This is a genomic window from Rubrivivax albus (assembly GCF_004016515.1).
Lineage (GTDB): Bacteria > Pseudomonadota > Gammaproteobacteria > Burkholderiales > Burkholderiaceae_C > Rubrivivax > Rubrivivax albus.
Window position 1 is genome coordinate 1,038,462 of sequence record NZ_SACT01000001.1, and the last position, 22,985, is coordinate 1,061,446.

A 22,985-nucleotide genomic window follows, 5' to 3' on the forward strand; every position below is an offset into this window, starting at 1 on the left:
GCGCCCGGCCGGTTTGCCAACCGAATCAGGAGAGTTGAAATGGCTGCTATCACCGCCGGCATGGTTGCCGAACTGCGCGCGAAGACCGACGCGCCGATGATGGAGTGCAAGAAGGCGCTGACCGAGGCCGAGGGTGACATCGCCCGCGCCGAGGAGATCCTGCGCGTCAAGCTGGGCAACAAGGCCGGCAAGGCCGCCGCGCGCATCACCGCCGAGGGCGTGGTGTCGGCCGCCGTGGACGGCAGCACCGGCGCGCTGGTCGAGGTCAACTGCGAGACCGACTTCGTCTCCAAGAACGACGCCTTCCTGGCCTTCGTGAAGGCCTGCGCCGAGCTGGTGGCCAAGGAAGCCCCGGCCGACGTCGCCGCGCTGTCGGCGCTGCCGCTGTCGATGGAGAGCTTCGGCCCCACCGTCGAGGACGTGCGCAAGGGCCTGATCGGCAAGATCGGCGAGAACATGACCATCCGCCGCTTCAAGCGCTACGCCAGCGGCGGCCAGCTGGCCCACTACCTGCACGGCACCCGCATCGGCGTGGTCGTCGAGTTCGACGGCGACGCGGTGGCGGCCAAGGACGTGGCGATGCACGTCGCGGCGATGAAGCCCGCGGCCCTGTCGTCGGCCGAGGTGCCGGCGGACGTGGTCGAGAAGGAGCGCAAGATCGCCACCGAGAAGGCGGCCGAGAGCGGCAAGCCGGCCGAGATCGTCGCCAAGATGGTCGAAGGCACGGTGCAGAAGTTCCTCAAGGAGGTCTCGCTGCTCGACCAGGTCTTCGTCAAGGCCGCCGACGGCAAGCAGACCGTGGGCGCGATGCTCAAGGACAAGGGCACCACGGTGAAGGGCTTCACCCTGTACGTGGTGGGCGAGGGCATCGAGAAGAAGGCCGACGACTTCGCCGCCGAAGTCGCCGCCCAGGTGGCCGCGGCCAAGAATGGCTGATGACCCACGCGTGGCCGCCGTTGCCGTCGGCCACGTGACTGGACGCATGGCCCGTCGCGTGCGGGCTGCGTCCGCCGCTGCCCAGACGCCGCGCGTGTTTCCGGCCGGAAACCGACTGTGAAGCCACCGGGGCCCTTGGCCCCGGGCGTTAGACTGCGCGCTGAACCGAACACCACCGTGCCCCAAGGGAGGGCCCCGCGCATGCCCGCGTACAAACGCATCCTGCTCAAGCTCTCCGGCGAGGCCCTGATGGGCGACGACGCCTACGGCATCAACCGCGCCACCATCGTGCGCATGGTGCGCGAGGTGCGCCAGGTCACGGACCAGGGCGTCGAGGTGGCCGTCGTCATCGGCGGCGGCAACATCTTCCGCGGTGTGGCCGGTGGGTCCGTGGGCATGGACCGCGCCACGGCCGACTACATGGGCATGCTGGCCACGGTGATGAACTCGCTGGCGCTGGCCGACACGATGCGCCAGGAAGGCATGACCGCGCGCGTCATGTCGGCCATCAGCATCGAGCAGGTGGTCGAGCCCTATGTGCGCCCGAAGGCGCTGCAGTACCTGGAGGAGGGCAAGGTCGTGGTGTTCGCGGCCGGCACCGGCAACCCCTTCTTCACCACCGACACCGCCGCGGCCCTGCGCGGCGCCGAGATCGGCGCCGAACTGGTGCTCAAGGCGACCAAGGTCGACGGCGTCTACACCGCCGACCCGGCCAAGGATCCCGACGCGAAGCGCTACGAGAACATCACGTTCGACGAGGCGATCGCACGCAACCTGCAGGTGATGGACGCGACGGCCTTCGCGCTGTGCCGCGACCAGAAGCTGCCGATCAAGGTGTTCAGCATCTTCAAGCCCGGTGCGCTGGAGCGCGTCGTGCGCGGCGAGAACGAGGGCACCCTGGTCCACGTCTGAACCCTGGAGCACGAGAGCAATGGCAGGCACCATTCCCGAGATCAAGCAGACCGCCGAGCACAAGATGGGCAAGTCGGTCGAGGCCCTCAAGGGCGAACTGGCGAAGATCCGCACCGGACGCGCCCACCCCGGCATCCTCGATCAGGTGCACGTGGAGTACTACGGCTCCATGGTGCCCATCAGTCAGGTGGCCAACGTGAGCCTGCTGGACGCACGCACGATCAGCGTCCAGCCCTGGGAGAAGGGCATGGGGCCGAAGATCGAGAAGGCCATCCGCGAGTCGGACCTCGGTCTGAACCCGGCGTCGCAGGGTGACCTGCTGCGCGTGCCGATGCCGGCACTGTCCGAGGAGCGGCGGCGCGACCTGACCAAGGTGGTGCGCCACACCGGAGAGGAAGCCAAGGTGGCCGTGCGTGCAGTGCGCCGCGAGGCCAACGACCACCTCAAGCGCCTGCTCAAGGACAAGCTGGCCACCGAGGACGACGAGCGCCGCGCGCAGGACGAGGTGCAGCGGCTCACCGATCGCACCATCGCCGAGATCGACCGCCTGGTGCAGGGCAAGGAAGCCGAGGTGATGGCGGTCTGATCCGCCATGTCGCCGATGCTCGAGTCCCTGATGCCCCCGGCGGCCGGCCCGCAGGCTGCCGAACCTCGCAGCGTGCCCCGGCACGTGGCCGTCGTGATGGACGGCAATGGCCGCTGGGCACGCCAGCGCTACATGCCGCGCTTCTTCGGCCACAAGGCCGGCGTCGACGTGCTGGTCAAGACCGTCAATGCATTCGCCGACCGCGGCGTGGAGTACCTGACGGTCTTCGCCTTCTCGTCGGAGAACTGGAAGCGTCCGACCGAGGAGGTCTCCGGCCTGATGGGCCTGGTGCTGGTGGCGGTGTCGAAGTACCTCGCCAAGCTGGCGGGCGACGGCGTGCGCATCCGCATCATCGGCGACCGTTCCGCCGTGTCGGACAAGCTGCGCCAGGCCTGGGAGCATGCCGAGTCGCTGACCGAGAAGAACACGCGCATCACGCTGGCGGTGGCCTTCAACTACGGCGGGCGCTGGGACGTCGTGCAGGCGGCGCGGCAGGCCCTGGCCCAGGGCCTGCCGCCGGAACAACTCGACGAGGGCTGGCTGTCGCAGCACATGGCGCTGTCGTTCGCGCCCGACCCGGACCTGTTCATCCGCACCGGCGGCGAGATGCGGATCAGCAACTTCCTGCTCTGGCAGGCGGCCTACTCCGAGCTGTTCTTCACCGACTGCCTGTGGCCCGACTTCGGCGACGCCGAGATCGATGCGGCGCTGACGGCGTTCGCCCGGCGCGACCGGCGGTTCGGTGCCATCGACACTCGTCGCTGACATGACGCCGCTTTCCGCAGGCGCCAGGCGTTCGCCGCCCCCGTTGTCGACGGCAGCGGCCCCGGCGGCCGCAACCCGGACCTGACGCGATGCTGGGCCAGCGCATCGTGACCGCCGTGGTGCTGCTGGCGGTGCTGCTGCCTGCGCTGTTCGCGCCCATGCCCTGGCCATTCGCCGCCCTCACGCTGGCTTTCGTGGCTGCCGCCGGGTGGGAGTGGGGCCGGCTCAACGGTCTGGCGGGGGGGCCTGCGCTCGGCCTGGGCGCGCTGACGGCCATGCTGGCCCTGTTGCTGGCCAGGGCGCAGCCCGCCGAGGGCTCCAGCACCGTCTGCCAGCTTGGCGCCCTGACTTGGCTGGTGGCGGGGGCGTTTGCGCTGCGCCAGGGGCCGGCCGGCTGGACGCGCTGGCCGCGCACGCTGCGGGTGGCGCTCGGGCCGCTGCTGCTGGCCGTGGCCTGGCTCGGCCTGGTGCGTGCACATGCCGAGGGCGTCGTGTTCCTGCTGTCGGTGATGTGCCTGGTCTGGGTGGCCGACATTGCCGCCTATGCCGGTGGCCGGGCCTTCGGACGCCACAAGCTCGCACCGTCGATCAGCCCCGGCAAGACCTGGGAAGGCGCGGTCAGCGGGGTGATCGGTGTGCTGCTGCTGGCGGCAGCCTGGTGGTGGTTCGACCGGCAGGTCGACACCGGCAGTGCGGGGCTGGCCACGCGACTGGTCGGCCATTTTGGCTTCGCCGGTGCGGCGGCGGTGCTGGTGCTGCTGTCGGCAGCCAGCGTGCTGGGCGATCTGGTGGAGTCGCTGGTCAAGCGCGCCGCCGGTGCCAAGGACAGCAGCCGCCTGCTGCCGGGTCATGGCGGCGTGCTCGACCGCATCGATGCGCTGCTGCCCGTTTTTCCCCTCGTCGCCGCGCTCGGCCTGTCCTGATGACCCGACAACGTCTTGCCATCCTTGGTGCCACCGGCTCGATCGGCGTGAGCACGCTCGACGTGGTCGCGCGCCACCCCGACCGCTACGAAGTCTTCGGCCTCACGGCCCAGCGGCGCGTCGACGAACTGTTGGCGCAGTGTGTGCGGTTCCGGCCGCGGCTGGCGGTGGTGCCTGACGACGCAGCGGCCGCGCGCCTGCGGGCCGGGCTGCTGGCGGCTGGTGTGGCCACCGAGGTGGCCGTGGGGCCGAGTGCGTTGTGCGACCTGGCGTCGCACCCGGAGGTGGACAGCGTGATGGCTGCCATCGTCGGCGCCGCTGGCCTGGCGCCTTGCCTGGCCGCAGCGCGCGCCGGCAAGCGCCTGCTGCTGGCCAACAAGGAGGCGCTGGTCGTCGGCGGCGCTTTCTTCATGGACGCGGTGCGCGCCGGCGGCGCCACGCTGCTGCCCATCGACAGCGAGCACTCGGCCATCTTCCAGTGCCTGCCGGAAGACCGCGGCAGCTGGAACAGCCGCATCGACCACATCGTGCTCACCGCCTCCGGGGGGCCCTTCCGCACGCGGGACCCCGCGTCGTTGCACGACGTGACGCCCGACGAGGCCGTGGCGCACCCGAACTGGGTGATGGGGCGCAAGATTTCGGTGGATTCGGCCACGATGATGAACAAGGCGCTGGAGGTCATCGAGGCACACTGGCTGTTCAGCCTGCCGCCGGAGCGGATCCGGGTCGTCATCCACCCCCAGAGCATCGTGCACTCGATGGTGGTGTGCCGCGATGCGTCCGTGCTGGCGCAGCTGGGCACGCCGGACATGAAGGTGCCCATCGCCTACGGTCTGTCGTTCCCGGAGCGCATCGAGTCCGGCGCACCGGCGCTGGACTTCCTGTCGCTGAAGGCACTGACCTTCGAGCCGGCCACGCGCGAGCGGTTTCCGGGCCTGTTCCTGGCCTACGACGCGCTGTCCGGTCCCGAGGGCGCGTCGGCCGTGCTCAACGCCGCCAACGAGGAGGCCGTGGCGGCCTTCCTCGACGGAACCATCCGCTTCCCGCAGATTCACAGCGTCAATGCACGCACCGTGGATGCGATGGCACCGCGCATCGGGCGCCTGGCCGCGCTGGAGGACCTGATGGCACTGGACGCGCAGGCCCGTGCACAGGCGCGCCTGGAGATCGGAGCGCTGACGCGATGATCACCACCGTGCTGGCCTTCCTGCTCACGCTGGGCGTGCTCATCGTGGTGCACGAGTACGGCCACTACCGCGTGGCCGTCGCCTGCGGCGTGAAGGTGCTGCGCTTCTCCATCGGCTTCGGCCGGCCGCTGCTGCGCTGGCAGCGCGGCGAGACGGAGTTCGTGCTCTGTGCGCTGCCGCTGGGCGGCTACGTGCGCATGCTCGACGAGCGCGAGGACGGTGTGCTGCCCGGCGAGCGCGACCGTGCCTTCAACCGCAAGCCGCTGCGCCAGCGCACGGCCATCGTGGCCGCCGGGCCGCTGGCTAACCTGGGGCTGGCGGTGGTGCTGCTGGCGGCGTCGCAGTGGATCGGTGTGCAGGAGGCCAAGGCCGTGCTGGGCACGCCACTGGCCGGAAGCCTGGCGCAGACGGCGGACCTGCGCGCCGGCGACTGGGTGCGCTCGGCCGCGCTGCCCGGTGGCGAATGGGAGGACGTGGAATCCATGGCCGACCTGCGTTGGCGCGTGACCCGCGCCGCGCTCGATGGCCAGCCGCTGCAGCTGATGCTCAGCGACCGGCAGGGGCATGGCAGCCGCACGGTGCTGCTGCCGCTGGATGCGCTCGAGACCAAGGACGTGGATGCCGCGGCGCTGCGCCGCATCGGCCTGGGTGCGCCCTTCAGCGCCCCGGTGCTCGGCGACCTGCAACCCGGCGGGCCGGCGGCCCGGGCCGGTCTGGCCAAGGGTGACCGCGTGCTGGCGATCAACGGCGAACCCGTGGGCGACGCGCAGGCGCTGCGCGAGCGCATCCGGGCCGCGGTGGTCGACGGCCAGCCGCAGCGGCTGTTGTGGCGTGTCGAGCGGGCGGGTTCGGTGCGGGACATCTCGGTCACGCCGCGCCTGGTGGACGACGGCGGGCAGCTCCGCGGCCGCATCGATGCCTACGTGGGCGCAGCCCCGGAGATGGTGACGGTACGGCGGGGTCCGGTGGATGGGCTGGCCCAGGGCCTGGCACGCACCTGGGAAATCTCCACCCTGACCGTGCGCATGATCGGCCGCATGCTGGTCGGCGAGGCCTCGGTGAAGAACCTCAGCGGGCCACTGACGATCGCCGACGCGGCCGGCCAGTCGGTCGAGCGTGGCCTGGCCTACTACCTCGGTTTCCTGGCGCTGGTCAGCGTGAGCCTGGGCGTCCTGAACCTGCTGCCGCTGCCGATGCTCGATGGCGGACACCTGATGTATTATCTTTTCGAGGGTGTCACGGGCAGGCCGGTCTCCGAACTCTGGCTTGCGCGGCTGCAGCGTGGCGGCATTGCCGTGCTGGTGGTCATGATGTCGGTGGCCCTGTTCAATGACGTGGCCCGGCTCCTCGGCCTGCACTGATCCCAACTCCATGTCGCTTCATTTTCCGTTCGGGCCGTTGCGCCCGGTCGCCACGGCCGTGGTGGCCGTCGCTGCCCTGTCTGTGCCCCTGCGGGCGCTGGCGGTCGAACCCTTCACGCTCAAGGACATCCGCGTCGAAGGCCTGCAGCGCGCCGACCCCGGCACGGTGTTCGCCGCGCTGCCGTTCCGCGTCGGCGAGACCTACACCGACGAGAAGGCCGCCGCTGCGCTGCGTGCCCTGTTCACCACCGGCCTGTTCTCCGACGTGCGCATCGAGATCGAGGACCAGACCGCGGTGATCATCGTGGCCGAACGGCCGGTGATCGCGCGCGTGAACTTCAGCGGGCTCAAGGAGTTCGAGTCGGAGCAGATGCTTAAGGCGCTTCGCGACGCCGGCATCGGCGAGGGGCTGCCCTTCGACAAGGCGCTGGTGGACCGCGCCGAGCAGGAGATCAAGCGTCAGTACCTCACGCGCAGCCTGTATGGCGCCGAGGTGGTGACGACGATCACGCCGATCGAGCGCAACCGCGTCAACGTGACCTTCACGATGACCGAGGGCGAGGCGGCGCGCATCCGCGAGATCCGCATCCTCGGCACCGAGGTCTTCGATGAGAAGACGCTGCTCGGCCAGCTGGAGCTGACCACCCCGGGCTGGCTGACCTGGTACACCAAGTCCGACCGCTACTCGCGCGCCGCCCTCAACGGCGACCTCGAGACCCTGCGCGCCTTCTACGTCGACCGCGGCTACCTGGAGTTCGCGGTCGAGTCCACGCAGGTCACCATCTCCCCCGACAAGCAGGACATCTCGATCGCGGTCTCGGTGCGCGAGGGACAGCGTTACACGGTCACTGGCGTGCGCCTGGAGGGCGACTACCTGGGCCGTGAGGACGCCTTCCGGCAGCTGGTGGCCGTTCGTCCCGGCGAGGCCTACCGCGGTGCGGCCGTCACCGCCACGCAGAAGTCGATGACCGACCTGTACGGGCTCTATGGCTACGCCTTCGCCCGTGTCGAGGCGCGACCCGAGATCGACCGCGCCAATGCCCAGGTCGTTGTCGTGTTCACCGCCAACCCGCAGCGCCGCGTGTACGTGCGCCGCATCGACGTGGCAGGCAACACGCGCACGCGCGACGAGGTGGTGCGGCGCGAGTTCCGGCAGTTGGAGTCGGCCTGGTACGACGGCGCGCGCATCAAGCTCTCGCGCGATCGCGTCGACCGCCTGGGCTACTTCTCCGAGGTCGACGTCGAGACCCGCGAGGTGCCGGGCGCGCCCGACCAGGTCGACCTCGTCGTCAAGGTCAAGGAAAAGCCCACCGGCAACCTGCTGATCGGCGCCGGCTTCTCTAGCTCGGAGCGGCTGTCGCTCACCGCGTCGGTCAAGCAGGACAACGTCTTCGGCTCTGGCAACTACCTGGGCGTGGAGCTCAACACCAGCAAGTCCTCGCGCAGTTTCGAGTTCAGCACGGTGGAGCCGTACTTCACCGTCGACGGCGTGTCGCGCGCACTGTCGCTCTTCTACCGCACGACCCGCCCCTTCAACAGCCTGGGCGACAAGTACCAGATCGCCACGCCGGGCGCGTCGATCCGCTTCGGCGTGCCGTTCTCCGAGTACGACACCGTCTTCATGGGCATCGGCTGGGAGCGCACCAAGATCGGCGCCACGGCCGGCATCCCCAACAGCTACTTCCTGTACCGGCAGGCCTTCGGCGAGAGCAGCACCGCCTGGCCGCTGACCGTTGGCTGGGCGCGGGATGCGCGCGACAGTGCGCTGGCGCCCACCAGCGGCCGTTTCCTGCGCGTCAACCTAGAGGCCAGCCTCTGGGGCGACGTGCGCTACCTGCGCAACAACCTGCAGGCACAGCAGTACTTCCCCTTCGGCACCCAGTATTCGCTGATGCTCAATGCCGAGATCGGCTGGGGCAAGGGCCTGGGCAGTCGTCCGTACCCGCTGTTCAAGAACTTCTATGGCGGCGGCCTGGGCTCGGTGCGTGTGTTCGAGCAGAGCTCACTCGGCGTGATCGACCCCACCGGCGCCTTCATCGGCGGGGCGCGCAAGTTCAACGCCAACGCCGAGTTCTACGTGCCGGTGCCCGGCGGTGGCAACGACAAGACGCTGCGCCTGTTCGCCTTCACCGACGTCGGCAACGTCTGGCGCGAGGGCGAGCCCATCGAGGCCCGTTCGCTGCGTGCATCTGCCGGCATTGGCCTGAACTGGCTGTCGCCCGTGGGCCCCCTGCGCCTGAGCTGGGGTACCCCGGTGAAGTACCAGCCCAACGATAGAATCCAGAAGTTTCAATTCCAGATCGGGACCGCTTTCTGATGAACCTGACGACCCTCAAGACTTTGGTCTGCACGGTGCTGATCGCCGGGGCCACGACACTGGCGGGCGCCCAGGAGCTGAAGATCGGCTACATCAACGGCGAACGCGTGCTGCGTGAGTCCACGCCGGCCAAGGCGGCCCAGGCCAAGCTCGAAGCCGAGTTCGGCAAGCGCGAGCGCGAACTGGCCGACGACGCCAACCGCCTGAAGGCGGCGGCCGACCGCCTGGACAAGGAGGCGCCCACGCTGTCAGAAGCCGAGCGCACGCGCCGCCAGCGCGAGCTGATCGAGCAGGACCGTGACCTGCAGCGCAAGCGCCGCGCCTTCCAGGAAGACCTGAACCAGCGCAAGAACGAAGAGCTGGCCAACGTGGTCGAGCGTGCCAACAAGGTCATCAAGCAGATCTTCGACGGCGAGAAGTACGACCTCATCGTCCAGGACGGCGTGGTCTTTGCCGGCCCGCGGGTGGACATCACCGACAAGGTCATCCGCACCCTGAACAACGCCGCCGGCGGCAAGTGACCCCTGCGCCTGCGATGCTGACGATCAGCGTCGCCGAGATCGCCGCCCTGGTCGGCGGCGAGGTGCAGGGCGATGGCGGGCTGGCATGCCATCGCATCGGTCCGCTGGCCACCGCCGACGGCGCCACCGTCAGCTTCCTCTCCCATCCGCGCTACCGCGCGCAGCTCGACGCCAGCGGTGCGGGCTGCGTGCTAGTGCAGCCGGAACTGCGCGACGCGGTGGGCGAGCGCCCCGCGTCGGTGCTGGTGGCCGACCCTTACCACGCGTTTGCACTGCTGACGCAATGGTGGGCACGGCAGGTGCAGCCCGCAGTGGTTCCGGGTGTGCATCCCAGCGCCGTGGTGGAAGCCGGCGCGGTGGTCCATGCCGAGGCCCATGTGGGGCCGCTGGCGTACGTCGGCCCGGGAGCGCGCATCGACCGCGGCGCCGTCGTGTCGGCGCAGGCCCACGTTGGCCGGGATGCCGTCGTTGGTGAATGGACGCGGCTGATGCCGCGCGCCACGCTGCTGGACGGTTGCCGCATCGGCGCACGCGGCCTGGTGCACGGTGGCGCCGTGATCGGCGCCGACGGTTTCGGCTTCGCGCCGCACGGCGGGCAGTGGGTCAAGATCGAGCAGCTGGGCACGGTGCGCATCGGCGACGACGTGGAGATCGGCGCCAACACCTGCATCGACCGCGGCGCGCTCGAGGACACCGTGATCGAGGACGGCGTCAAGCTCGATAACCTGGTGCAGATCGGCCACAACGTGCGTGTCGGCGCGCACAGCGCCTTTGCCGGCTGCGTCGGCGTGGCCGGCAGCGCGAGGATCGGCCGCCACTGCACGGCCGGCGGCGGCGCCATCATCCTCGGGCATCTGGAGCTGGTGGACCACGTGCACGTGACCGCGGCCACGGTGATCACGCGGTCCATCCTCAAGCCCGGCCAGTACAGCGGCCTGTTCCCCTTCGACGACAATGCCGCCTGGGAGAAGAACGCTGCCACGCTGCGGCAGCTGCACACCCTGCGCGAGCGCCTGCGTGCGTTGGAGAAGAAGACATGACGACCCCGATCCTGGACATCCACAAGATCCTCAAGAAGCTGCCCCACCGCTACCCCATCCTGCTGGTGGACCGCGTGGTCGAGTTCGAGAAGGACGTCCGCATCAAGGCGCTGAAGAACGTCACCTACAACGAGCCGTACTTCATGGGGCACTTCCCGGCCCGGCCTGTGATGCCTGGCGTGCTGATGCTCGAGGCGCTGGCGCAGACCTCGGCGCTGCTGTCGTTCGAGTCGATGGGGCAGGAGCCGGGCGACGACACGGTGGTCTACTTCGTCGGCATCGACGGCGCCCGCTTCAAGCGGCCCGTCGAGCCCGGTGACCAGCTGATCCTGGAGGCCACCATCGAGCGCGTGCGCGGCGGCATCCACAAGTACAAGGCACGCGCCAGCGTCGACGGCGAGACCACCGTCGAGGCCGAGCTGATGTGCACGATGCGCAAGATCGCCTGAGGGCCTGCGGCATGGCCCGCCTGCACCCCACCGCGCTCATCGACGCCGGTGCCGAACTGCACCCAAGCGTGGAGGTCGGCCCCTACGCGGTGATCGGCGCCGGCGTGCGCGTGGGCGAGGGCACGCGCATCGGCGCGCACTGCGTGCTGGAAGGGCCGATGACGCTGGGCCGCGACAACGTCGTGCATGCCCACGCGGCCCTGGGCTGCACGCCGCAGGACAAGAAGTACGCCGGCGAACCCACCGAACTGCACATCGGTGACGGCAACACCATCTTCCAGTTCTGCACCTTCAGCCGTGGCACGGTGCAGGACGGCGGCGTCACCCGCGTTGGTGACCGCAACTGGATCATGGCCTACGTGCACATCGCGCACGACGTGCAGCTGGGCCACGACACCATCCTGGCCAACAACGCCACGCTGGCCGGCCACGTGCACGTGGGCGACTGGGCCATCGTCGGCGGACTGACGGGCGTGCACCAGTTCTGCAAGATCGGCGCGCACGCCATCACCGGCTTCCAGAGCCACGTGTCGCAGGACGTGCCGCCGTTCATGACCGTCAGCGGCAACCCGCTGGCGGTGCACGGCGTCAACCTCGAGGGCCTGCGGCGGCGCGGCTTCTCGCGCGAGCGCATCGCGCAGGTCCGCCAGATGCACCGGTTGCTCTACCGCGACGGCCTGACGCTGGAGGCGGCCAAGGCCGCCATCGGCGCGCTGCGTGGCACGGTCGACGGCGGCGACGGCGACCTGGCCCTGCTGCTGGACTTCCTCGAGGCCTCGACGCGCGGCATCGTGCGATGAAGCTCGCGATGGTGGCGGGCGAGGCGTCCGGCGACCTGCTGGCCAGCCTGCTCATCGGCGGCCTGCGTGCACACTGGCCCACGCTGGCGCTCGCTGGTGTCGGCGGGCCGAAGATGGTGGCGCAAGGCTTCGAGGCCTGGTGGTCCAGCGAGCGGCTGGCCGTGCGCGGCTACGTCGAGGTGCTGCGGCACTACCGCGGCCTCAAGCGCCTGCGCGACGAACTCGGCGACCGTCTTCTCGCCGAGCGGCCGGCGGCCTTCATCGGTGTCGACGCCCCCGACTTCAACCTGGGCCTGGAGGCGCGGCTGAAGGCTGCGGGCATTCCGGCGATCCACTTCGTCTGCCCGTCGATCTGGGCCTGGCGGGGCGGCCGCGCGAAGAAGATGGTGGCCAGCTGCGATCACGTGCTGTGCCTGTTCCCGTTCGAGCCGGCGCTGTTGCGGCAGCACGGCGTGGCGGCCACCTTCGTCGGCCATCCGCTGGCCGATGCGATTCCGCTCGACCCGCCGCGCGCCGCCGCACGTGCCGCCTTGGGCCTGGCGGACGACGCCGCCGTGGTGGCGGTGCTGCCCGGCAGCCGGGCCTCGGAGATCCGCACCATCGCCCCGACCTTCCTCCAGACCGCCGTCCGGCTGCAGCGTGAACGGCCGGCCCTGCGCTTCGTGCTGCCGGTGGCACCCGGCCTCGGCCCCTTGGTCGATCCGCTGATCGCCGAACATGCGCCGGGCCTGGACCTGCTGCGCCTGGAGGGCCGGTCGCACGAAGCCCTGGCGGCCTGCGATCTGACGCTGATCGCCAGCGGCACGGCCACGCTGGAGGCGGCGCTGTTCAAGCGGCCGATGGTCATCGGCTACCGCATGCACCCGCTGAGCTGGCAGCTGATGAAGCGCATGGCCTACCAGCCGTGGGTCGGCCTGCCCAACATCCTCGCGCGCGAGTTCCTGGTGCCGGAGCGCATTCAGGACGCCTGCACGCCGGCGCAGCTGGCGGTCGACGTGCTCGTCGGCCTGGACGACGCGGCGCGCGCCGACCGGCTGCGCGCACGGTTCACGGCCATGCACCACGAACTGCGCCGCGACACGGCCACCGCTGCCACACGGGCGATCGCCGAGGTGCTGCATGCCTGAGCGCCGGCGCGCGGCCACCGTGCCGCAGCAGCTGGGCCTCGACTGGTCGGTACCGGGTCTGGTGGCCGGCGTCGACGAAGCCGGCCGTGGCCCGCTGGCCGGGCCGGTGGTGGCGGCGGCGGTGATCCTCGACGACCAGGCGCCGGTGCGCGGCCTGGCCGACTCGAAGGCGTTGACTGCATTGCGGCGCGAGCGCCTGTTCGACGAGATCCACGCCAAGGCGCTGGCGCTGTGCATCGCCGAGGCCAGCGTGGAGGAGATCGACCGCCTGAACATCCTGCAGGCCACGCTGCTGGCGATGCGGCGCGCTGTGGAGGGCCTGCGTCTGACGCCCAAGCAGGTGCTGGTGGACGGCAACCGGCTGCCGGTGCTCAAGGTGCCGGCCACGGCCATCGTGAAGGGCGACGCCACCGTCCCGGCCATCTCGGCGGCGTCGATCCTGGCCAAGGTGCATCGCGACCGGCAGTGCGCGGCGTTGCATGTGCAGTGGCCACAGTACGGTTTCGACGGCCACAAGGGCTACCCGACCGAAGCCCACCTGGCCGCCCTGCGCGCCCACGGCCCGTGCCCGGCACACCGGCGCAGCTTCGGCCCGGTTCGCGCTGCAGGAGGCGGTGCGTGAACACGCGCTGGATCACGTCGCGCGACAACCCGCACCTAGTGCGCCTGCGCAAGCAGTTGCGCAGCCCAGGCGGCTACCGCAGCACCGGCCAGGTCTGGCTGGAAGGCGACCACCTGTGCCGGGCCGCCGTGCAGCGCGGCTGGGCCTTGCCGCAGCTGTTCGCCACCGAGGCGATGGCGCACACGCATGCCGACCTGGTGTCCCTGGCCGCCGACGTGGTGCTGCTGCCACCCGCGCTGTTCGACGGGCTGAGTGCGCTGGAATCGCCCGCCGGCCTGGCCGCGCTGATCGACCTGCCCGCCGGTGCGGCCCCCGAACCCGCGACGCCGAGTGTCGTGCTCGACGGCCTGCAGGACGCCGGCAACGTGGGCAGCATCCTGCGCAGTGCCGCGGCCCTGGGCGTGCGCCAGGTGCTGGCGCTCAAGGGTACGGCGGCCTTGTGGTCGCCCAAGGTGCTGCGGGCTGGCATGGGGGCGCACTTCGGCCTGCGCCTGGTCGAAGGACTGACGGTGGACGATCTGGACGGCCTGGCGCTGCCCCTGGTGGCCACCAGCAGCCACGCCAGTGGCACGTTGCCTGCCGCCGATCTGCCGTCGCCCTGTGCCTGGGTGCTGGGACACGAAGGGCAGGGCGTGTCGGCGGATCTGATGGCCCGCTGCAGCCTGACCGTGCGCATCCCGCAGCCCGGTGGCGAGGAGTCGCTGAACGTGGCCGCCGCCGCGGCCATCTGCTTCTACGAAAGCCTGCGCAGGCTTCAGTAGACCAGCCGCTCCGGCTGGATGTCGCGCAGGATGGTGGTGGCGATCTCCTCGATCGACTTGTGCGTCGAACTCAGCCAGGGGATGCCGGCGCGGCGCATCATCGCCTCCGCATCACGCACCTCCTGCCGGCAGTTCTCCAGCGCCGCATAGCGGCTGCCCGGCCGCCGCTCGTGGCGGATCTGCGCCAGCCGTGCCGGGTCGATGGTCAGCCCGAAGCACTTGGGCTTGTACGGTGCCAGCGACGAAGGCAGTTCGTTGCGCTCGAAGTCCTCGGGGATCAGCGGGTAGTTGGCCGCCTTGATGCCGTGCTGCATCGCCAGGTACAGGCTGGTGGGCGTCTTGCCGCTGCGGCTGACGCCGACCAGGATGACGTCGGCGATGTCCAGGTTGCGCGCGCTCTGGCCGTCGTCGTGCGCCAGCGCGAAGTTGATGGCCTCGATGCGCTCGGTGTACTCGTGGCTCTTGCTGACGTCGGAGAAGCGGCCGACGCGGTGGTTGCTCTTGACGCCGAACTCGGCCTCCAGCGGCTCGACGAAGGTGCGGAACATGTCCATCACCAGGCCCTTGCAGTCGTCGGCCTGGAGCGTGTCGCGCACTGCCTCGTTGACCAGGGTGGCGAAGACGATGGGCCGCTTGCCCTCGCGCTCGAAGGTGCGGTTGATCTCGTCGACCACCTGGCGCGCCTTCTCGATGCTGTCGATGAAGGGCCGGCGCACGTGCCGCGGCTGGGTCGGGAACTGGGCGAGGATGGAGTTGCCGAAGGTCTCGGCGGTGATGCCGGTGCCGTCCGAGACAAAGAACACGGTGCGATGGGGCATGGCGCGGTCAGCCTTCGTCGGCGTGAGATCGGCCGATGATAGGGCGCCGTCCGGCGTTATCCTTGCGGCCATGCACGCGTCGATCCCCGCCGTGAACCGCCGCAGCCGACAAGCAGAATCACCAAGTGCTGCCGTCGCTGGTTCGCCCCGGGACGCGGGAGCCCCCGTTTTTTCACATCACGGAGTTTTCCCATGTCTCAGGCCTCCCTGGCGACCGCCCTGGTCGTTCCGTTCGAACAACTGAGGATGACCGACGTCGAGGTGGTGGGCGGCAAGAACGCCAGCCTCGGCGAGATGATCAGCCAGCTGGCCCACGCCGGCGTGCAGGTGCCGGGCGGCTTCGCCACCACGGCGCACGCCTTCCGCGAGTTCCTGCGCGAAGGGGGCCTCACCGAGCGCATCGACGCCCTGCTGACGAAGCTGGACGTGGACGACGTGCGAGCGCTCACCGAGGCCGGCGCACAGATCCGCCAGTGGGTGGTGGACACGCCGTTCCCGGCGGCGCTGGAGCAGGCGGTGCGCGAGGAGTTCGTGCGCCTGACGGCCGACCACCCGGGCGCCACCTTCGCCGTGCGCTCGTCGGCCACCGCCGAGGACCTGCCCGATGCCTCGTTCGCCGGCCAGCAGGAAACCTTCCTCAACGTGGAGGGCATCGACGACATCCTGCACAAGATGAAGGAGGTCTTCGCGTCGCTGTACAACGACCGCGCGATCTCCTACCGCGTGCACAAGGGTTTCGCGCATGCCGACGTGGCCCTGTCGGCCGGCGTGCAGCGCATGGTGCGCTCCGACCTGGGCGCGGCCGGCGTGATGTTCACCATCGACACCGAGTCGGGCTTCTCCGACGTGGTCTTCATCACCTCCAGCTATGGCCTGGGCGAGATGGTGGTGCAGGGTGCGGTGAACCCCGACGAGTTCTACGTGCACAAGCCGATGCTGCAGGCCGGCAAGTTCCCGGTCATCCGCCGCGGCCTGGGCAGCAAGCTGCAGCGCATGACCTTCGCGTCGGCCGGCCAGCGGGCCGACCACGGCCGCCTGGTGCACGTGGAGGACACGCCGCCGGAGCAGCGCAACCGCTACTCGATCACCGACGCCGACGTGATCCAGCTCGCGAAGTACGCGCTGATCATCGAGCAGCACTACGGCCGCCCGATGGACATCGAGTGGGGCAAGGACGGCCAGGACGGCCAGCTCTACATCCTGCAGGCGCGGCCGGAGACGGTGAAGAGCCAGGCCGCCGGCAAGGTGGAGCATCGCTACAAGCTCAAGGGCGACCCCCACAAGCGCAGCACCGTGCTGACCGAGGGCCGCGCCATTGGCCAGAAGGTGGGCACCGGCACCGTGCGCATCGTGCACAGCCCGGCCGAGATGGACAAGGTGCAGCCCGGCGACGTGCTGGTGGCCGACATGACCGACCCCAACTGGGAGCCGGTGATGAAGCGCGCCAGCGCCATCGTCACCAACCGTGGCGGCCGCACCTGCCACGCGGCCATCATCGCCCGTGAACTGGGCATCCCGGCCGTGGTGGGCTGCGGGCATGCCACCGATGCGTTGCAGGACGGCGCGCTGGTCACCGTGGCCTGTTCGGAGGGCGACACCGGCTTCGTCTTCGACGGCCTGCTGGAGACCGAGGTCACCGAGGTGCGTCGCGGCGAGATGCCGTACTGCCCGATCAAGATCATGATGAACGTCGGCAACCCGACGCTGGCCTTCGACTTCGCGCAGATCCCGAACGCCGGGGTCGGCCTGGCGCGGCTCGAGTTCATCATCAACAACAACATCGGGGTGCACCCCAAGGCCATCCTCGACTACCCCAACATCGACCCGGAGCTGAAGAAGGCGGTGGAGTCGGTGGCGCGTGGTCACGCCTCGCCGCGGGCGTTCTACGTCGACAAGCTGGCCGAGGGCGTGGCCACCATCGCCGCGGCCTTCTGGCCCAAGCCGGTGATCGTGCGCCTGTCGGACTTCAAGAGCAACGAGTACCGCAAGCTGATCGGCGGCACCCGCTACGAGCCGGACGAAGAGAACCCGATGCTGGGATTCCGCGGCGCCAGCCGCTACATCAGCGGCGAGTTCCAGGACGCCTTCGCGATGGAGTGCGAGGCGCTCAAGCGCGTGCGCCAGGACATGGGGCTGACCAACGTCGAGATCATGGTGCCCTTCGTGCGCACGGTCAGCCAGGCCGAGCGCGTCAAGCAGATGCTGGCCGAGCGCGGCCTCAAGCGCGCGGCCGAGGGCGGCGACAGCGGCCTGCGCCTGATCATGATGTGCGAGGTGCCCAGCAACGCCATCCTGGCCGAGCAGTTCCTGGAGCACTTCGACGGCATGTCCATCGGCTCCAACGACCTGACCCAGCTCACGCTGGGCCTGGACCGCGACAGTGGGCTGGAGCAGCTGGCGCACGACTTCGACGAGCGCGACCCGGCGGTCAAGGCGCTGATCTCGCGCGCCATCACCGCGTGCCGGGCCACCGGCAAGTACGTCGGCATCTGCGGTCAGGGCCCCAGCGACCACGCCGACTTTGCCGAATGGCTGGCGGCCGAGGGCATCGTGTCGATCTCGCTGAACCCGGACACCGTGGTCGACACCTGGCAGCGTCTGGCCAAGGGCTGAACACCGCCGACGGGCGCGCTGCGGGAAATCCGGCCCCGGGGAAACGCGGGGTCGGGCCCTCTGCGTCAGAACGCCGTAAGACGCCGGGCCAACAGTGCCGAGGGCGGCCCTGGCCATGGCGGCCGGCGCACCCCGATGGGCCCGCGGCCCGATGCTCACTGTCCTCAACGTCCTGCAACTCGTGCTCTACATCGCCCTGCTGGCCCTGGCCGGGCAGGGCTTGCTGTACCTGCTGGCCGGGCCGGCGCGCGAGCACAACCTGTTCTACCAGCTGCTGCGCGTCGTTGGCCGGCCGTTCACCGGCACCTTGAGGCGGTTGACGCCGGCGCAGGTGTCGGACCGGCAGGTCGGCCTGCTGACCTTCGTGATGCTGGCGCTGGCCTACGTCGTGGTCACGATCGAAAAGGTGCGCTGGTGCGTGCGCATCGGCTTGGAGCAGTGCCGATGATGGACGCGCTCGGTCTGCGATGGCTGCGCTGGCGCGCGTTGGCGATGCTAGCCCTGGGCCGTCCGGCGGCGGCGCTGGCGCTGTTCGAGCGGCTGCTCGTGCGCTGCCCGGCCGACCGCCACGCCCAGGCCAGCCGCGCCCACCTGCTGGCCGCGGCCGGTCGGCTGGCGGAGGCCGAAGCCGCATACATGCAGCTGCTCGGCGATGCCCCGGTGGACGCGGCGTCCTGGTTCAACCTGGGCTGGGTCCGTGAGCAACGCGGTGACGACGCGGGCGCCATCGTCGCCTTCACCCGCGCCACCGAGGTGGACGCCCGGCTAGACCGTGCCTGGTTCGGCCTCGGCCAGGCCCTGTGGCGCCAGCGCCAGCTCGACGGCGCCGCGCAGGCGCTGGAGCGGAACACGGCGCTTCAGCCGATGAGCCCGCACGGCTGGGTGGCCCTGGCCCAGGTGCACCAGGCCCGCGGCCGGCCGGACGAAGCCAAGCGCATCGTGCACCACCTGCAGGGCTTCGAGCCGCGCGCGGCGGCGGCGCTGCAGCGCTCACTCGGCCCGATGCTGGCCGGCTGAGGCCCCCACGGCCTCGAACGAGCACCTGGCCGCACGACACAACAAGACGACCGAGGAGGACCCCCGTGACCGCGAGCGAACACCACCGCGCCTACTGGCGCAGCAACCTGCGCCTGACGACGGTGCTGATGGCCGTCTGGTTCGTGGTCAGCTTCGTCGTCGCCTACTTCGCGCGCGAACTCAGCTTCGACTTCTTCGGCTGGCCCTTCAGTTTCTGGGTCGCGGCCCAGGGGGCCTTGGTCGTCTACGTGCTGATCATCGGCGTCTACGCGCGCACGATGAACCGGCTCGACCAAGAGCACGGCGTGGCCGAGGACGAGTGAGATGAGCCGCCCCGCCACCGGCTCCGCAGCGGCCGCCAACCGTGCCTTCAAGGCCCAGCTCAACCGCGTCTACGGCTGGTACACCGGGGGCTTCATCGCCTTCGTCATCGTGCTCGCGGTGCTGGAGGTGCTGGGCCTGCCGCGCACCTGGATCGGCCTGACCTTCCTGCTCGCCACCGTGGCGCTGTACGCCGGGATCGGCGTCATGAGCCGCACCTCCGACGCGTCGGAGTACTACGTGGCCGGCCGCCGCGTGCCGGCGATCTACAACGGCATGGCCACCGGTGCCGACTGGATGAGCGCCGCCTCCTTCATCGGCATGGCCGGCACCTTGTACCTGACCGGTTACGGCGGGCTCGCCTTCATCATGGGCTGGACCGGCGGCTACGTGCTGGTGGCGCTGTTCCTGGCGCCGTACCTGCGCAAGTTCGGCCAGTTCACGATCCCCGATTTCCTGGGCGCGCGCTACGAGGGCAACACCGCGCGCTTCATCGGCATCTTCGCCGCCATCCTCTGCTCCTTCACCTACGTGGTGGCGCAGATCCTCGGCGTGGGCGTGATCACCGCGCGGCTGACCGGGCTGGAGTTCACCATCGGCGTCTTCGTCGGCCTGGGCGGCATCCTGGTGTGCTCCTTCCTCGGCGGCATGCGTGCCGTCACCTGGACGCAGGTGGCGCAGTACATCATCCTCATCATCGCCTACATGATCCCGGTGGTCTGGCTGTCGGTGAAGCAGACCGGCGTGCCGGTGCCGCAGGTGGTCTACGGCGCGCAGCTGCAGAAGGTCACGGCACTGGAGCAGAAGCTGCTGGACGACCCGAAGGAACGCGAGGTGATCGCGCTGTACCAGGCGCAGGCCGACGACTACGCCCGGCGGCTGCAGGACGTGCCCGCCTCGCTGACCGCCGCGCGCAGCACCGCGGAAGCGGAGCTGGCGGCGCTGAAGGCCGAGAACGCGCCGGTGGCACAGATCCAGGCCGCGGAACGTGCGCTGTCGCGCCTCCCCGGCAACGAGACCGAAGCCGCGGCGGCCTGGTCGGCGGCCCAGGCCGCCGCCGAATCGCGGGCCCGTCCGCTGGCCGGCATGCCGCGGCATGCGCAGCAATTCGCCGGCGACCCGGACGGCACGCCGCAGGAGCAGGCGGCTTTCGATGTCTCCCGGCGCAACTTCCTGGCCCTGGTGTTCTGCCTGATGCTGGGCACGGCGGCGCTGCCGCACATCCTGATGCGCTACTACACCACGCCGTCGGTGAAGCAGGCGCGCGAGTCGGTGACCTGGTCGCTGTTCTTCATCTTCATGCTCTACGTCACCGCACCGGCGCTGGCGGTACTGGTGAAGTACGAGATGTTCAGCCTCGTGGTGGGCACGCCATTCGACCAGCTGCCGCAATGGATCGCCGACTGGCACCGCGTGGACCCGGCGCTGCTGACGGTGACCGACATCAACAAGGACGGCATCCTGCAGCTCGGCGAGATGAAGATCGGCGGCGACATCATCGTGCTGGCCACGCCGGCCATCGCCGGGCTGCCCTACGTGGTCTCGGGCATGGTGGCCGCCGGCGGCCTGGCGGCGGCGCTGTCCACCGCAGACGGCCTGCTGCTGACCATCGCCAACGCGCTGTCGCACGACATGTACTACAAGATGATCGACCCCAACGCGTCCACCGCGCGCCGGGTGGCCATCTCCAAGGCGCTGCTGCTGGTGGTGGCGGTGGCCGCGGCGTCGGTGGCGGCCCAGCGGCCGGCCGACATCCTGTTCCTGGTCTCGGCGGCGTTCTCGTTCGCCGCCGCCGCGTTCTTCCCGGCGCTGACGCTGGGCATCTTCTGGAAGCGCGCCAGCAAGTGGGGCGCCATCTGCGGCATGGTCGCGGGCCTGGGCATCACCTTCTACTACATGGCCGTGACGCACCCGTGGCTGCGGGGCGTCTTCGGCGTCACCTCGCCGGTGGAGCTGTGGTGGGGCATTCAGCCGATTGCCGCGGGGCTGTTCGGTGTGCCGCTGGGCTTCGCGGTCATCGTCGTCGTGAGCCTGCTGACGCCGCCGCCGCGGCCCGAGGTGCAGGCGCTGGTGGAGCACGTCCGCTATCCCAACCTGGACGGTCTGGCGCGCTGACCCGCCCCGGGCCGCCCTGGCGGGCAGGGCGGCAGGTGCCACAGCCTGCCCGTGCTATGATCGCGGGCTTTCCCCTTGCCGCACCCATGCCGACGCACCGGGGCGGCTTCCCCGCGCAGGCCATCCTGGCCGGCCGGAATCCACAAGGAGTGTTCATGCGTCATTACGAGATCGTTCTGCTGATCCATCCGGATCAGAGCGAACAGGTTCCGGCCATGCTGGAGCGTTACAAGGGCATCGTCACTGCCGCCGGCGGCTCGGTGCACCGTGTCGAGGACTGGGGTCGGCGCCAGCTGGCCTACATGATCCAGAAGCTGGCCAAGGCGCACTACCTGTGCCTGAACATCGAGTGCAGCAAGGAAACCCTTGCCGAACTCGAGACCGGCTTCCGCTTCAACGACGCCGTGCTGCGCCACATGACCATCGCCCGCAAGAAGGCCGAGACGGCCCCGTCGGTGATGATGAAGGCCGTCGAGCGCGAGGAGGCCCGCAAGGCCGCCAGCCAGCAGGAGGCCGCGGCCTGAGGACGGCGACCGCGCCTGCCGCACGCACGTGAACCGGCTGCTGTTGTCGGGTTCGCTGCTGCAGCGGGGCGCACCGCGGTTCACCCCCGCCGGGCTGCCGGCCCTGGACCTGCTGATCCAGCACCAGTCCACGGTCGAACAGGCCGGCCACCCGCGCCAGCTCTCCCTGGAGATGAAGGCGCAGGCGGTGGGGGAGGTCACCGCGGTCCTGGCGGCGATGCCGCTGGGCAGGCAAGCCCGGTTCGCCGGCTTCCTGGCATCGGCCCGCAACGGGCGCGGCTGGCTGTTCCACGTGACCGAGGTCGAACCTGCAGACGACGCTGTCTGACCTGTTCGCCCCATCGAATTCCGATCCGGATCAATTTTCAGGAGATTCCCAATGGCACCCCCCCGTGGCAAAGGCCGTTTCGGCAAGGACAAGAAGCCCAAGCGCAACAGCCAGTCGCTGCTGTTCCGCCGCAAGCGCTTCTGCCGCTTCACCGTCGCCGGCGTCGAAGAGATCGACTACAAGGAGATCGACGTGCTGCGTGACTTCATCGGCGACAACGGCAAGATCACGCCGGCGCGCCTGACGGGCACGCGCGCGATCTACCAGCGCCAGCTGACCACCGCCATCAAGCGCGCGCGCTTCCTGGCCCTGCTGCCCTACAGCGACCAGCACAAGGTCTAAGAGGAGAACGGCATGCAAGTGATCCTGCTGGAAAAGATCGGCACCCTGGGCAACCTGGGCGACATCGTCAAGGTCAAGGACGGCTACGCCCGCAACTACCTGATCCCGACCAAGCGCGCCCGCCGCGCCACCGAGGCCGCGATCAAGGAGTTCGAGCAGAAGCGCGCGGACCTGGAGAAGGCCGCCGCCGAGAAGCTGGCCGCCGCCCAGGCCCTGGGCGACAAGATGAGCGGCAAGACCGTGACCATCGCGCAGAAGGCCGGCGTCGACGGCCGTCTGTTCGGCTCCGTCACCAACGCCGACATTGCCGAGGCCCTGGGCAAGCTGGGCTTCGAGGTCGCCAAGTCGCAGGTGCGTCTGGCCACTGGCCCGCTGAAGACCGTGGGCGAGTACACGGTGGCCGTGGCGCCGCACACCGACGTCGTGGTCGACGTGACGGTGGCCGTCACCGCGCTGGCGGACTGACTGGCGCGACCAGGCGGTTCGATGCACACTCGGGGCTTCTGCCCCGATCCGAGGGCTGGCTGACGCCGGCACTCCACCCGAGAGGGCCGGCTCACGCCGGCCCTTTGCTTTTCGGGGCTGGCGTTGTCCCCACCG

At 69.9% G+C, this 22,985-nt stretch carries 25 protein-coding genes; 24 read left to right on the forward strand and 1 reads right to left on the reverse strand.

Annotation, left to right across the window (positions count from 1 at the left end):
* Nucleotides 1-39 precede the first annotated feature (39 nt).
* From tsf to ENE75_RS04930, 15 genes are all read left to right on the forward strand, one after another.
* Nucleotides 40-936, forward strand: coding sequence for a translation elongation factor Ts (gene tsf, locus ENE75_RS04860; RefSeq protein ID WP_128196134.1), 897 nt, complete (start codon nt 40-42; stop codon nt 934-936).
* A gap of 201 nt (nt 937-1,137) precedes the next feature.
* Entirely contained in the window at nt 1,138-1,848 is a 711-nt protein-coding gene (pyrH, locus tag ENE75_RS04865; protein WP_128196136.1) for a UMP kinase, read from the forward strand.
* 19 nt (nt 1,849-1,867) lie between these two features.
* The gene (gene frr / locus ENE75_RS04870; protein WP_128196138.1) at nt 1,868-2,434 is read left to right on the forward strand and encodes a ribosome recycling factor; all 567 of its coding nucleotides are present in this window, start codon (nt 1,868-1,870) and stop codon (nt 2,432-2,434) included.
* 15 nt (nt 2,435-2,449) lie between these two features.
* Nucleotides 2,450-3,199: a polyprenyl diphosphate synthase gene (gene uppS, locus ENE75_RS04875; RefSeq protein WP_233258919.1), complete on the forward strand. Its 750-nt coding sequence runs from the start codon at nt 2,450-2,452 to the stop codon at nt 3,197-3,199.
* An 89-nt stretch (nt 3,200-3,288) separates the two neighbouring features.
* Nucleotides 3,289-4,122: a phosphatidate cytidylyltransferase gene (locus ENE75_RS04880; RefSeq protein WP_128196140.1), complete on the forward strand. Its 834-nt coding sequence runs from the start codon at nt 3,289-3,291 to the stop codon at nt 4,120-4,122.
* Nucleotides 4,122-5,309, forward strand: coding sequence for a 1-deoxy-D-xylulose-5-phosphate reductoisomerase (locus tag ENE75_RS04885; RefSeq protein WP_128196143.1), 1,188 nt, complete (start codon nt 4,122-4,124; stop codon nt 5,307-5,309). The genes ENE75_RS04880 and ENE75_RS04885 overlap by 1 nt, the downstream gene beginning before the upstream one ends.
* A complete protein-coding gene (gene rseP, locus ENE75_RS04890) occupies nt 5,306-6,670 on the forward strand; it encodes an RIP metalloprotease RseP (RefSeq protein ID WP_128196145.1) in 1,365 nt (454 codons plus the stop codon). Before ENE75_RS04885 ends, rseP begins: the two co-directional genes overlap by 4 nt.
* A gap of 10 nt (nt 6,671-6,680) precedes the next feature.
* Nucleotides 6,681-8,987 (forward strand): outer membrane protein assembly factor BamA, encoded by a 2,307-nt coding sequence (bamA, locus tag ENE75_RS04895; RefSeq protein WP_128196147.1) that lies wholly within the window; start codon nt 6,681-6,683, stop codon nt 8,985-8,987.
* Nucleotides 8,987-9,508, forward strand: a complete 522-nt coding sequence (locus ENE75_RS04900; protein ID WP_128196149.1) for an OmpH/Skp family outer membrane protein — start codon at nt 8,987-8,989, stop codon at nt 9,506-9,508. Before bamA ends, ENE75_RS04900 begins: the two co-directional genes overlap by 1 nt.
* 17 nt (nt 9,509-9,525) lie before the next feature.
* Complete coding sequence (lpxD, locus tag ENE75_RS04905; protein WP_375138468.1) at nt 9,526-10,548, forward strand: UDP-3-O-(3-hydroxymyristoyl)glucosamine N-acyltransferase; 1,023 nt, start codon at nt 9,526-9,528, stop codon at nt 10,546-10,548.
* Nucleotides 10,549-10,556: 8 nt separating this feature from the next.
* Entirely contained in the window at nt 10,557-10,997 is a 441-nt protein-coding gene (gene fabZ, locus ENE75_RS04910; RefSeq protein ID WP_128196850.1) for a 3-hydroxyacyl-ACP dehydratase FabZ, read from the forward strand.
* Nucleotides 10,998-11,008: 11 nt separating this feature from the next.
* Nucleotides 11,009-11,797 (forward strand): acyl-ACP--UDP-N-acetylglucosamine O-acyltransferase, encoded by a 789-nt coding sequence (gene lpxA / locus ENE75_RS04915; protein ID WP_128196151.1) that lies wholly within the window; start codon nt 11,009-11,011, stop codon nt 11,795-11,797.
* The gene (lpxB, locus tag ENE75_RS04920) at nt 11,794-12,924 is read left to right on the forward strand and encodes a lipid-A-disaccharide synthase (protein ID WP_128196153.1); all 1,131 of its coding nucleotides are present in this window, start codon (nt 11,794-11,796) and stop codon (nt 12,922-12,924) included. Before lpxA ends, lpxB begins: the two co-directional genes overlap by 4 nt.
* A complete protein-coding gene (rnhB, locus tag ENE75_RS04925) occupies nt 12,917-13,546 on the forward strand; it encodes a ribonuclease HII (protein ID WP_128196155.1) in 630 nt (209 codons plus the stop codon). Before lpxB ends, rnhB begins: the two co-directional genes overlap by 8 nt.
* On the forward strand, nt 13,543-14,307 hold the full coding sequence (locus ENE75_RS04930) for a TrmH family RNA methyltransferase (protein ID WP_128196158.1): 765 nt from the start codon (nt 13,543-13,545) through the stop codon (nt 14,305-14,307). Before rnhB ends, ENE75_RS04930 begins: the two co-directional genes overlap by 4 nt.
* Here the strand turns inward: ENE75_RS04930 and ppsR are convergent.
* Entirely contained in the window at nt 14,301-15,125 is an 825-nt protein-coding gene (gene ppsR, locus ENE75_RS04935) for a posphoenolpyruvate synthetase regulatory kinase/phosphorylase PpsR (protein WP_128196160.1), read from the reverse strand. The genes ENE75_RS04930 and ppsR overlap by 7 nt on opposite strands.
* A gap of 192 nt (nt 15,126-15,317) precedes the next feature.
* Between ppsR and ppsA the strand changes: the two genes are divergently transcribed.
* The 9 genes from ppsA to rplI all read left to right on the forward strand — a co-directional run bounded on the left by ppsA (nt 15,318) and on the right by rplI (nt 22,850).
* Nucleotides 15,318-17,738: a phosphoenolpyruvate synthase gene (gene ppsA / locus ENE75_RS04940; protein ID WP_128196163.1), complete on the forward strand. Its 2,421-nt coding sequence runs from the start codon at nt 15,318-15,320 to the stop codon at nt 17,736-17,738.
* Between the two features lie 151 nt (nt 17,739-17,889).
* Nucleotides 17,890-18,186: a hypothetical protein gene (locus ENE75_RS04945; protein ID WP_128196165.1), complete on the forward strand. Its 297-nt coding sequence runs from the start codon at nt 17,890-17,892 to the stop codon at nt 18,184-18,186.
* Nucleotides 18,183-18,755 (forward strand): tetratricopeptide repeat protein, encoded by a 573-nt coding sequence (locus tag ENE75_RS04950; protein WP_233258921.1) that lies wholly within the window; start codon nt 18,183-18,185, stop codon nt 18,753-18,755. The genes ENE75_RS04945 and ENE75_RS04950 overlap by 4 nt, the downstream gene beginning before the upstream one ends.
* 65 nt (nt 18,756-18,820) lie before the next feature.
* A complete protein-coding gene (locus ENE75_RS04955) occupies nt 18,821-19,078 on the forward strand; it encodes a DUF4212 domain-containing protein (RefSeq protein ID WP_128196167.1) in 258 nt (85 codons plus the stop codon).
* A 1-nt stretch (nt 19,079) separates the two neighbouring features.
* Nucleotides 19,080-21,191: a sodium:solute symporter family protein gene (locus ENE75_RS04960; protein WP_128196170.1), complete on the forward strand. Its 2,112-nt coding sequence runs from the start codon at nt 19,080-19,082 to the stop codon at nt 21,189-21,191.
* Nucleotides 21,192-21,346: 155 nt separating this feature from the next.
* Complete coding sequence (gene rpsF / locus ENE75_RS04965) at nt 21,347-21,715, forward strand: 30S ribosomal protein S6 (RefSeq protein ID WP_128196172.1); 369 nt, start codon at nt 21,347-21,349, stop codon at nt 21,713-21,715.
* Nucleotides 21,716-21,743: 28 nt separating this feature from the next.
* Complete coding sequence (gene priB, locus ENE75_RS04970; RefSeq protein ID WP_128196174.1) at nt 21,744-22,043, forward strand: primosomal replication protein N; 300 nt, start codon at nt 21,744-21,746, stop codon at nt 22,041-22,043.
* 51 nt (nt 22,044-22,094) lie between these two features.
* A complete protein-coding gene (gene rpsR, locus ENE75_RS04975; protein WP_128196176.1) occupies nt 22,095-22,385 on the forward strand; it encodes a 30S ribosomal protein S18 in 291 nt (96 codons plus the stop codon).
* 12 nt (nt 22,386-22,397) lie between these two features.
* Complete coding sequence (gene rplI, locus ENE75_RS04980; protein WP_128196178.1) at nt 22,398-22,850, forward strand: 50S ribosomal protein L9; 453 nt, start codon at nt 22,398-22,400, stop codon at nt 22,848-22,850.
* The last annotated feature ends 135 nt before the right edge of the window (nt 22,851-22,985 follow it).